Origin of the sequence: Massilia alkalitolerans DSM 17462, from assembly GCF_000427785.1 — a bacterium.
Classification (GTDB): domain Bacteria; phylum Pseudomonadota; class Gammaproteobacteria; order Burkholderiales; family Burkholderiaceae_D; genus Telluria; species Telluria alkalitolerans.
In genome coordinates this window covers 35,272-45,918 of record NZ_ATYR01000039.1, presented here as the reverse complement: position 1 = coordinate 45,918, position 10,647 = coordinate 35,272, and the positions used below count along the sequence as shown (strand labels likewise).

The following is a 10,647-nucleotide window of genomic DNA, read 5'->3' as shown; positions in this document are numbered from 1 at the left end:
CCAGGCGCCCGCCCAGCACGTGGTCGACCGTGAAGCACTGCTCGGGAATCTGCTTGACAGCCGCCCTGGGGCGAGAAATCGCTTTCCATCATCCAGACCTTCCTGGTGTCGATACCCTCGGCTTCCAGTTCGCGCATGAAGCCGTCGATGCGGGCCACGTTGTCGGCCAGCGCCGCCGGGCCGGCAATCACGGCGATGTCGCGGTGCTTGTAGTCGAGCAGGGTGCGCGCAGCCAGGCGCCCGCCCAGCACGTGGTCGACCGTGAAGCACTGCTCGGGAATCTGCTTGAACTCGTGGTTCAGCGCGACGATCTGCTTCTGCTTGCCGCCCAGGTTGGCCAGGTCCTCGTCGCTGAGGGCGCTGGTCATCATGACGATGCCGTCGCAGCCGCGCTCGACCAGGAACTCGATGCCCTCGATGGCCTGGCGCCGCGCGTCGCCCAGGCCGACGCCGAAGGCCACCACCATGTGCAGGCCGGCGGCGCGCAATTCGGTGTCGATGATCTGCAGGATCGGGGTATAGAAGGTGCCGCTCAGGACCGGGATGTAGACGCCGACCATCCGGCTGGTGCCGGACAGCAGGGCGCGCGCCGCGTGCGAGGGACGAAAGCCCAGCTCGTCGATCGCCTTGCGCACGCGTTCCAGCGTGGCAGGCGACACCGAGCCCTTGCCGCTGACCACGCGCGAGGCGGTGCCGAGGCCGACGCCGGCGAGACGCGCTACGTCCTTGATGGTTGCCACTGAGGATCCCTATCCTGTTGTTTAGTTATTCGATAAACACCGAAGCATACTGCATTCATCTGACACTGGCACCTGTCTTAAAGGCGCTTGCCGCTTGTTGGATCGAACAGCGAGACCCGTGCCGCGTCGATGTCGAAGCGCACCGCCTGCCCGGTGGCCAGCGGCCGCGGGTCGTGCACGATGCTCGAGAGCTGGTGGCCGCCGCAGTCCAGCCAGACGACCTGGTGGTTGCCCATCGGCTCGACCAGCGTGACCAAGGCCTGCAGCGAACCGTCCGGCACCAGGTGGATGTCTTCCGGCCGCACCGCCAGCGTCACCGCGCCGGAGGGCGCCACGCAGTCCGGCGCCAGGTTCAGGGCCAGCATGCCCGCGCTGAAGTGGCGCTGCACATCCAGTTCGCCCTCGAGCCGACCGTCGACGAAGTTCATCGACGGCGAGCCGAGGAAGCCCGCCACGAAACGGTTGGCTGGACGCTCGTAGACTTCGCTCGGCGTGCCGATCTGCTGGATGCGGCCGCCCTGCATCACGACGATGCGGGTGGCCAGGGTCATCGCCTCGGCCTGGTCGTGGGTCACGTAGATCATGGTCGAACCGAGCGCCTGGTGCAGCATCTTGAGTTCGCGGCGCAGTTCCGCGCGCAGCTTGGCGTCCAGGTTCGAGAGCGGCTCGTCGAACAGGTAGACCCCGGCTTCGCGCACCAGGGCGCGGCCGATCGCCACGCGCTGGCGCTGGCCACCCGAGAGCTGGGCAGGTTTGCGGTCCAGCAGCGACTCCAGTTGCAGCATCGCGGCCGCCTTCTGCACGCGGCGCCCGATCTCGGCCTTGGGTGCGCCGGAGATGCGCAGGCCGAAGGACATGTTCTTCTCGACCGTCATGGTCGGGTACAGCGCATACGACTGGAAAACCATGCCGATCCCGCGCTCGCTCGGGTCGGCGTAGCTCATGTCGCGCCCGCCGATCTCGATCGAGCCTTCGGCCAGGTCGATCAGGCCGGCGATGCTGTGCAGCAGGGTGGACTTGCCGCAGCCGGAAGGCCCGAGCAGGACCAGGAACTCGCCCGGCTCGACCTGCAGGTCGAGGTCGCGGATGACCTGGTTGCTGCCGCGGGTGATGCACAGCTTGCGGAGATGGACGTTCGACATGCTCGTTTATCCTTTGACGGCACCGGCGGCGATGCCGCGCACGAACCAGCGTCCCGAGATGAAATAGATCCCCAGCGGCAGCGCGGCCGTCAGGATGGTCGCGGCCATGTTGACGTTGTACAGGCGGGTGCCGGTGGTGGTGTTGATCACGTTATTCAGCTGCACCGTCATCGGCGCATTGTCGCGGCCCGCGAACACCAGGCCGAGGATGTAGTCGTTCCACACGCCGGTGACCTGCATGATGGCGGCGACCACGACGATGGGCAGCGACATCGGCAGCATCACCTGCAGGAAGATGCGCCAGAAGCCGCCGCCGTCGATGCGCGCGGCCTGGAACAGCTCGTGCGGCACCGAGGCGTAGTAGTTCCGGAACAGCAGGGTCATGATCGGCATGCCGAAGATGACGTGCACCAGCACGATGGCCGGCAGCGAACCGAACACGCCGGCGCGCGCTATCATCCACACCAGCGGATAGATCATCACCTGCACCGGAATGAAGGCGCCGGCCAGCAGCACGCCGAACAGTACATTCGCGCCGCGCGGCTTCCAGAATGACAGCGCGTAGCCGTTGATGGCGCCCAGCAGGATCGGGATGACCGTGCTGGGCACTGTGATCGCCACCGAATTCCAGAAGCCGCCGCTGACCTGGCTCCAGGCGTTCTTCCACGGCTCGACGGTGGCGAGCAGGGGCAGGGCGAACACGTTGCCGTTCCTGATCTCGTCCATCGACTTGAAGGAGGTGATGATCATGACGTACAGCGGCAGCAGGAAGTACAGCGCGGCGCTGAAGAGGAAGGCGTAGACGCCGATGCGCGCCGGCGACAGGCGCTTGCGGCGCGCGGCTGGGGCGGTAAAGCTCATCACGGGAGCGGGGGCCTCGAGAACAGTGTCGCTCATGCGCGTTTCCTCCGGCTGCGTGCGTAGGCATAGGGCGCCAGCAGGGCCAGCACCGGGATGAGCAGGGTGACGGCGCCGGCCGAGGCCAGGCCGATGTTCGAACGCAGGAACAAATGGTCCATGATGAACTTGGCCGGCACCTCGCTGGCGGTGCCCGGACCGCCGCCGGTCATCGCCACCACCGCGTCGTACAGTTTCACGACGGCGGTGCACAGCAGCAGGAACACGGTGGCGATCGTCGGCCCCAGCATCGGCAGCACGATCTGCAGGTAGACGCGCCAGGCCGGGATGCCGTCCAGGCGCGCCGCCTTGTAGATCTCCGGGTCGACGCCGCGCAGGCCGGCCAGCATCATCGCCATCACCAGGCCCGAGGCCTGCCAGACGGCGGCGATGACGATGGTGTAGATGACCATCTCCTGGTCGATGATCCAGTCGAAGCTGAAGCCCGGGAATCCCAGCTGCCGCACCGCGCCCTCGATGCCGGCCCCGGGCGCCAGCATCCACTGCCACACGAGACCCGTGGCGACAAAAGACATCGCATACGGATACAGGAAGACCGTGCGGAGAAAACCTTCGCCGCTGACGTTCTGGTCGATGAAGGCGGCCAGCAGGAAGCCGAGCACCATGCAGGCGACGATGAACAGCGCGCCATACACGGCCAGGTTGTTCAGCGAGATCAGCCAGCGCTCGTTGTCGAACAGACGCACATACTGGGCGGCGCCGATGAAGTTATCCGAGGGGAAGGTGCGCGAGGCGGTGAACGAGGTGCGCAAGGTCCACAGCGCCGCGCCGACGTAGGCGACCAGCACCGTCAGCGCCATCGGCAGCAGGGCAAGGTGGGGACTGATCCGGTGGGCGCGCAAGGTGAGCATGTCAGTATTTGAGTGCGTTGGCGATGCTCTTCTGGGCGCGTTCGACCGGCATGTTCGTGTTCCAGTAGGCGGTCAGGACGTCCTGCATGGCGCCGTTCTGGTCCGGCGTCAGGTAGACTTCGGTGACGCCGGCCTGGCGCGCGCGGTCCTTCATGATCTCGATGCCCTTCTGGGCGCACAGGTCGAGTTCGGCCGCATCGACGTCGGTGCGCACCGGGATCGAGCCTTTCAGCTTGCTGAAGCCTACCTGCAGGCCGGGTTGCGACACCACGTTGGCGAGCAGCTGCTGCGCCTTGACGGCCTGGCCCTTGTCGGTGCGCGGGAAGACGAACACGTCGCCCTGGATCAGGTAGGGCGTCGCCGGGGTGAACCCGGCCATGCAGCCGTAGTGCTGGCCCGCGCTTTGTCCCGCATTGGTGAACTCGCCCTTGGCCCAGTCGCCCATCACCTGGAAACCCGCCTTGCCACTGATGACCAGGGCGGTGGCGTCGTTCCAGTTGCGCCCCGGCGAGCCGGCATCGACATAGGATTTCAGGCGCTTGAAGGCCAGCAGCACCTGGCGGAACTGCGGCGAGAGCAGGGTGGCCTGGTCGCGGTCGCGGATGGCCTTGAGGTACAGCTCCTTGCCGCCCATATTGGCCAGGATCGCCGAGAACAGCACGGTCTCCTGCCAGGACTGGCCGCCGTGGGCGAGGGGAATGATGCCGGCGGCCTTGAGCTTGTCGAGCGCGTCGAAGAACTCGCTCATGCTGCCTGGCTCCTTCGCGATGCCGGCCTTTTTGAAAGCGGCCTTCGAATACCAGAACCAGGTCTGCATGTGGATGTTCAGCGGCACCGCGTAGTAGTGGCCCTGCACCTTGATCACGTCGATGATCGGGGTGGGCAGCATCTGGTCCCAGTTCTGGGCGCGCGCGACGCCGTCGACGTTGTTCAGCATTCCCGCTTCGATCACGTCGAGGAACTGCTTGGAGGTGTTGAACTGGGCCGCGGTGGGAGGATTGCCGCCGACGATGCGGTTGATGGTCACGGCACGGGACTGGTCGCCGCCGGCGATCGCGGTGTCGATCCACACGCCGCCGGCATCGCGGTAGGCCTGGGCGACCTGCTTGACCGCGGCCGATTCGCCGCCCGAGGTCCACCAGTGGATCACTTCCGCCCTGGGGCTCCCCGCCACCGACGCGGCATGCGCTTGGGCGGCAGGCGTCATGGCAGCGGCGAGCCATGCGCAGGCCGTCGCCAGAGTGCGTGGTGTGAACATCGTGTCTCCGTTATGTGCCGTTTTTTTGGTAAAGTTGGAAACGTTACCACTGGCTTTGCCCGACTATAGCACCGGGTGAAATCGGGGTCAAACAAATATTGCAATCAGGATTCTGGCACATTTTCAATGTCGCCAAGATAAGAAAAGATGCGCAAAAAATAGGCGACACCCCATGTCCCCGCAGCCGAATGGTGTGGTATCGTTTCCAGTCGTTGCCTGCGTTCAGCACACTACAATGTCCGCCTTGCGCAATGCAAGAGACAAGGACAGGCCTGGAGAGACCATGAATACCACCGAGATTTTCCTGATCGCGATGCTGCTCATTTTCGTTGCACCCTACCTGGTGTGGCGGCTTGGCAAGACCGATTATTTCGCGCCGCTGGCTGTCGTCCAGATCATCATGGGCATCCTGCTGGGACCCGGCATCCTGGGTGCGGTCTATCCCGAGTACCACCGCTTCGTCTTCAACCCGGACGTGGTGAAGACGCTGAACGGCATTGCCTGGTGGGGCGTGATGCTGTTCGTGATGCTGGCCGGGATCGAGCTCGACCTGAAGAAGGTGTGGCGGTACCGCCGCGAGAGCGTGACCACGGCCGGCCTGTCGCTGAGCGTGCCGCTGTTGTTCGGCTGCGGCGCAGCCCTGCTGCTGCTCGCCTACGAAGGCTGGATCGGTCCCAGCGGCGCCCCCTGGCAGTTCGTGCTGGGCATTGGCATGGCCTGCGCGGTGACGGCGCTGCCGGTGCTGGTGCTCCTGATGGAAAAGCTCGACATCCTGCGCCAGCCGATGGGCCAGCGCATCCTGCGCTATGCGAGCCTGGACGACGTCGCCATCTGGGGCGTGCTGGCGCTGATCATGCTGGACTGGGAACGCGTGGGGCGCCAGCTCGGCTTCCTGCTGGCCTTCGGCGTGCTGACCATCCTGTTCCGCCGGCTGATGCTGCGCCTGCCCGCAAGGGACCGCTGGTATGTCGCCCTGATCTGGCTGATCGCCTGCAGCCTCGGCGCCGACTGGGCCGGCCTGCACTACATGGTGGGCGCTTTCCTGGCCGGCGTGGTGATGGACGCGGACTGGTTCGAGCAGGAGAAACTGGACGGGCTGTTCAAGAACGTGCTGCTGGTCTTGATGCCGGTGTTCTTCCTGAGCACCGGCCTGCGCACGAAGTGGGACGTGGGCAGTTATCCGGTGTTCTTCGTGGCCGGGCTGCTGCTGCTGGCCTCGGTAGGCGGCAAGCTCGCCGGCGCGCATATCGCAGGGCGGGCGTTGGGCTGGAAAAAGGGCGAGGCCTCCATCATCGGATGGCTGCTGCAGACCAAGGGCCTGATCGAGATCATCTTCGCCAACATCCTGCTCGACAAGCAGATCATCACCAGCGAGACCTTTACCGCGCTGCTCCTGATGGCGGTGGCCAGCACGATGCTGACGATTCCGATCGTGCATCCGAAGCTGAGCCGGGTACAGAACAGGGGATTGGTCGAACAGGCCAGTTCCTGATACAGAGGCCGCCGGTGAAGCGGCCTTTTTCTTGCTCGGCGGCTGAATTTCCTGCCAGATTCTTGTACTCGACTGCAAGGTGTTTGCGCAAGGAATGTGGGTGCGAAGCGGTGTCTGTCTGCGCCCCCTCAACTGCCGGGCACGCTCCTTTCCTATGATGAGTTCAGAGCCGGTGAGCCCGTACGGCGCCGGCGCTTGCAAGCACTCGTTGGGAGGAAATCATGTCCATCTCAAAACGCACGGCGACGCTGGACGCGGCACCCCGATCCTCGTCGCGCCGAAGCGCTCCTGGCGGAGAACGAGGAGCATCTCACCCATCCGAACGTCGCCGCCTTCCTGAAGGCGATCGCGGCAGCCGAAGGCGGCGGCTATGATTTCAGGTATGGCGCGCTGAAGGGAAGGTCGGACGACCGCTGGCGCTTCACCGACATGTCGACCCATCCGGGCCCGGGTATCGGCGGCAAGTCCACCGCCGCTGGCATGTACCAGATCACCCGTCCCACCTGGCAGCATCATGGCGCCAAGCTCGGACTGCGGGATTTTTCGCCGCGTACGCAAGACCTGATTGCGGTGGAGATCCTGCGCAGCCTGGGCGTCATCGACGCGATCAAGCAGGGCGCGGTCGCGGAGGTCATGCCGAAGGTGGCGCGCATCTGGGCCGCGCTGCCGAAAGGACCGGGACAGCGCAACCATTACCCGCCGCAACGCTACGTCAGCTTCGATCGCTTTCTTTCGGCCTACCGTGATGCGGGGGGCAACGTCGCCTGACCGGCCAAGCGGTCCATCAGGTATCGTCCGCCGCGAGCCCTTGCAGCAAGGGCTGCAGCAGCTCGAAGTCGATCGGCTTGGTGATATGGTGGTCGAAGCCGGCCTCGAAGGCGCGTTCGCGGTCTTTCTGCTGGCCCCATCCGGTGGTGGCGATGAGCATGGCCTGCGCGCCGGTCGGCAGCTGGCGTATGCGGCGGGCCAATTCGTAGCCGTTCATGTCCGGCAGGCCGATGTCCAGCAGCGCCGCCGCGGGCGCGAAGACCGGGATCAGTTCCAGCGCCTGGGCGGCCGAATGGGCGACGCGGATCTCGCAGCCCGAGTATTCGAGCGCCATCGCCAGCATCTGCGCCGCATCCTCGTTGTCGTCCACGACCAGCACCCGTACCCGGGCCGGGAGGGCGCCGGTCGGGGCAGCCTCCACGGGGCGGGCGACCGCCAGCGACAGCGGCAGGCGCACGCTGAACGTGCTGCCCTTGCCCGGGCCGGCGCTGTCCGCCGCGATGCTGCCGCCATGAAGTTCCACGATGCCGCGCACCAGGGCAAGGCCGATGCCGAGTCCGCCCCTTGAGCGCTCCAGCGCGGGTTCGAGCTGCGAAAACATGTTGAAGATATTGGCAAGCGCTTCGGCCGGGATGCCGATGCCGTTGTCGCTTACCCGGATCTCGGCCATGTCCCCGTCGCAGGCAAGCTGGAGTTCGATCAGGCCGCCCTCCGGCGTGTACTTGGCCGCATTGGTGAGCAGGTTCAGGACGACCTGGAACAGGCGCGTCGGGTCGCCGTCCACGGTGACCGGCGGCGGCGCAATCGACAGCCGCAGCGTATGGCCTGCCGCTTCCATGGTCGGGGCCAGGTCCTGGGCCGCGCCCGACACCAGTGCGGACAGCTCGACCGCGGTGCGGCGCAGCTGCATGCGCCCCTGCGTGATGCGCGACACTTCCATCAGGTCGTCCACCAGCCGTGTCAGGTGGCGCAGCTGGCGGTCGAAGGCCTGCAGCAGGCGAGCGTCGGCGCCGCGGGCGAACTTCAGCGTGAGCACGTCGAGCGTACTGCGCATGGGCGCGAGCGGATTGCGCAGCTCGTGCGACAGCGTCGCCAGGAATTCGTCCTTGCGCCGGTCGGCGGCCGACAGCTGGGCGTTGAGCCGCTTGAGTTCCTCTTCGGCGCTATGGCGCGCTTCCAGCGCGGCTTCCGCCGCCTTGCGGGCGTTCAGCAGCTCGCGCTCGTAAGCCTTGCGGTCGGAGGCCTTGAAAAATGCCCAGTGGTCGACGATCCGGTCGCCGTCCTGCTGCCGCACGATATTGATCAGTACCGGCAGGCGCTGCTTGTCGCGGGTAAGCAGATCGACCTGGATCTCGGCCACCGAACCCTGCACCTGGAGGATCGGCTGGCAGTGCGTGTGATAGAACAAGCGCGCACCGATGGGCAGGAGGTCGCGCATGGACTTGGCGCCGACCAGTTCTTCCAGGGTGTAGCCCAGCCAGGTACATGCCGTGCTGTTGGCACGCAGGATGGCGCCGTCGGCCCTGGTGAGGACCAGCGCGCAGGCCGCATGGTCGAACAGGAGTTCGCCCGCAAGAAGGTCTGGTGACACTGCATTCAGCGCAGGGTTTGCGCGAGAAATTGATCGATGGCGTTCGAGCTCGCGGTAGGTGCGCTCATGTGCGGGCAGTGGCCGACGTTTTCGATGATGTGCAGGGTGCTGGCCGGCAGGTGCCGGTGCAGGAACTGGCCGACGGCGACCGGCGCGACCAGGTCGTCGCTGCACTGCAGGATCAGGGCCGGGACTGTCGACTTCGGCACGTCGGCACGGTGGTCGGAAGTGAAGGTCACGCGGGCCAAGTGCTTGGCGATATCGGGGTCGTTGCGGCAGAAGCTGCTGGTCAGTTCCTCGCGCAGGTCGGGCCGGTTGGGCGCGCCCATGATGGCCGGCGCCATGCTGCTCGACCAGCCGAGGTAATTCGCATCCATCGTTTCCAGCAGTTCGTCGATGTCCTCGTGGCTGAAGCCGCCGGTGTAGTCACCGTCGTTGATGTAGCACGGCGAGGGGCCCACCATGACTTGCGCCACGAACTTTTCCGGCGCCTTGATGGTGGCCAGCAGGCCGATCATGGTGCTGACCGAGTGTCCGACGAACACCACGGGACCGGTGGCGAAGGCATCGAGGATCTCAAGCAGGTCGTCGGCATAGCCGTGCAGGCTGCCGTATTTCTCGCGGTCGTAGGCGGCGAGGTCCGAGCCGCCGCTGCCGACCAGGTCGAAGGAGATGGTACGGAAGCGGTCCTGGTAGGCCGGCGCGAGGAAGCGCCACATGGTCTGGTCACATCCGAACCCATGCGCAAATACCATGGTCGCTGCACCATTTCCGGAAATGCGCACGTTGTTGCGAAGCTGGATGTGGGAGCTCATCGGTCGTAGTGGGAGAAGTTAAACAGAGCGATTATAGCCATGTATTGTTGAGCAAACTCGCACGATTGACCCGCAATTGTCCTGTTTCGACAACAAGACCGGAAAACAAAAAGCCCAGCCAAATGGCTGGGCTTTCTGCATGAGATCTTGGTGCCGACTGCAGGACTCGAACCCGCCACCTGATGATTACAAATTAGCAAACAAAACGATATGTCTTTGATTACAAAGCGAATTGTACCGTAAAGTAGCACAAGAAAAAGTACTTTAGGATCAGTAAGTTAGCGAAATCTCGCGGAGCCCCCAAGAACTGAGCGATGTACTGAATTAGTACTTTGAGCAGAACTAGCACGTGCCTAGGTCGATCGTGTAGCTGCTGCCCTTCGTTGGCATCTACGTTCACTTATGTAGCTGAACTTGTTGCTGACCTGCAACAGTTAGTAGTAGAGGCTGTACTCCATCCTATGCGTGACAATGATGCATCATCAAAGGTATATTTGGTGCCCCGAATCAACGAGCGGCGGCCACAACAATGTGTAACACCGCTTGCGAAAAACTACCACTATGGTAAATTTGCGACCTCAGGGCCATGCGAACGCGTTCGTTCGTGTCCTCCCTCATCTCCCATGGCCTCCTCCGGTCAACGGCGAAAACTTGGCAGACATTGCTTCAAGGAGGATTTCTTCAAAAGTATGGAATTTGGACGAAATCAAGCAACTGGGACGGCAGTTTAGCGAAGGTAACGACCACGCTATCAATATCATTACAACTGATTGCTCTCGAGACTTACAGAAACTCTGCTTAGAGAAAGCAGACATCGCTGAGTTCGTGGAGCTGTTGTCTGATAAACATTACCTAAATTCGGCTTGGTGCATGGCGAGTCAGCGGGAAGGAGTGCGAGTGAGCGAAGCCGCACGCTGGTATCCGTGTGACGCATATTGTCTCGAAGTCGTCCGACAGATAAATGAATTTGAAAAAGTTGAGAACAAGCTATATATCAAGATGTGCAAAACAGCTTCTGGCAAAATGCTCCTCATCGCATCAATGCATGAGTCAATCTACTGATATGGTGCTT

Annotated in this window: 10 protein-coding genes; 3 read left to right on the top strand and 7 right to left on the bottom strand. The window is 63.7% G+C overall.

The window, feature by feature from the left end:
- The 5 genes from YWC_RS0124680 to YWC_RS0124660 all read right to left on the bottom strand — a co-directional run.
- Positions 1–740: LacI family DNA-binding transcriptional regulator (locus tag YWC_RS0124680; RefSeq protein ID WP_027867773.1), on the bottom strand; the 740-nt coding region annotated here is incomplete at its 3' end.
- Positions 741–817: 77 nt separating this feature from the next.
- Positions 818–1,882 (bottom strand): ABC transporter ATP-binding protein, encoded by a 1,065-nt coding sequence (locus tag YWC_RS0124675; protein WP_027867772.1) that lies wholly within the window; start codon positions 1,880–1,882, stop codon positions 818–820.
- Positions 1,883–1,888: 6 nt separating this feature from the next.
- A complete protein-coding gene (locus tag YWC_RS0124670) occupies positions 1,889–2,779 on the bottom strand; it encodes a carbohydrate ABC transporter permease (protein ID WP_051306733.1) in 891 nt (296 codons plus the stop codon).
- On the bottom strand, positions 2,776–3,651 hold the full coding sequence (locus YWC_RS0124665) for a carbohydrate ABC transporter permease (RefSeq protein WP_027867770.1): 876 nt from the start codon (positions 3,649–3,651) through the stop codon (positions 2,776–2,778). Before YWC_RS0124665 ends, YWC_RS0124670 begins: the two co-directional genes overlap by 4 nt.
- 1 nt (position 3,652) lies before the next feature.
- Complete coding sequence (locus YWC_RS0124660; RefSeq protein ID WP_027867769.1) at positions 3,653–4,909, bottom strand: ABC transporter substrate-binding protein; 1,257 nt, start codon at positions 4,907–4,909, stop codon at positions 3,653–3,655.
- A 283-nt stretch (positions 4,910–5,192) separates the two neighbouring features.
- Between YWC_RS0124660 and YWC_RS0124655 the strand changes: the two genes are divergently transcribed.
- A complete protein-coding gene (locus tag YWC_RS0124655) occupies positions 5,193–6,401 on the top strand; it encodes a cation:proton antiporter (RefSeq protein WP_027867768.1) in 1,209 nt (402 codons plus the stop codon).
- A 195-nt stretch (positions 6,402–6,596) separates the two neighbouring features.
- Positions 6,597–7,169 (top strand): lysozyme family protein, encoded by a 573-nt coding sequence (locus YWC_RS0124650; RefSeq protein ID WP_229413193.1) that lies wholly within the window; start codon positions 6,597–6,599, stop codon positions 7,167–7,169.
- 16 nt (positions 7,170–7,185) lie between these two features.
- On the opposite strand, the gene YWC_RS0124645 is transcribed toward YWC_RS0124650, so the two are convergent.
- Complete coding sequence (locus YWC_RS0124645) at positions 7,186–8,760, bottom strand: hybrid sensor histidine kinase/response regulator (protein ID WP_036215935.1); 1,575 nt, start codon at positions 8,758–8,760, stop codon at positions 7,186–7,188.
- Between the two features lie 5 nt (positions 8,761–8,765).
- Complete coding sequence (locus YWC_RS0124640; RefSeq protein WP_051306734.1) at positions 8,766–9,515, bottom strand: alpha/beta fold hydrolase; 750 nt, start codon at positions 9,513–9,515, stop codon at positions 8,766–8,768.
- Positions 9,516–10,226: 711 nt separating this feature from the next.
- Here YWC_RS0124640 and YWC_RS33130 point away from each other — a divergent pair.
- A complete protein-coding gene (locus YWC_RS33130; RefSeq protein ID WP_156923884.1) occupies positions 10,227–10,637 on the top strand; it encodes a hypothetical protein in 411 nt (136 codons plus the stop codon).
- Positions 10,638–10,647: the final 10 nt, after the last annotated feature.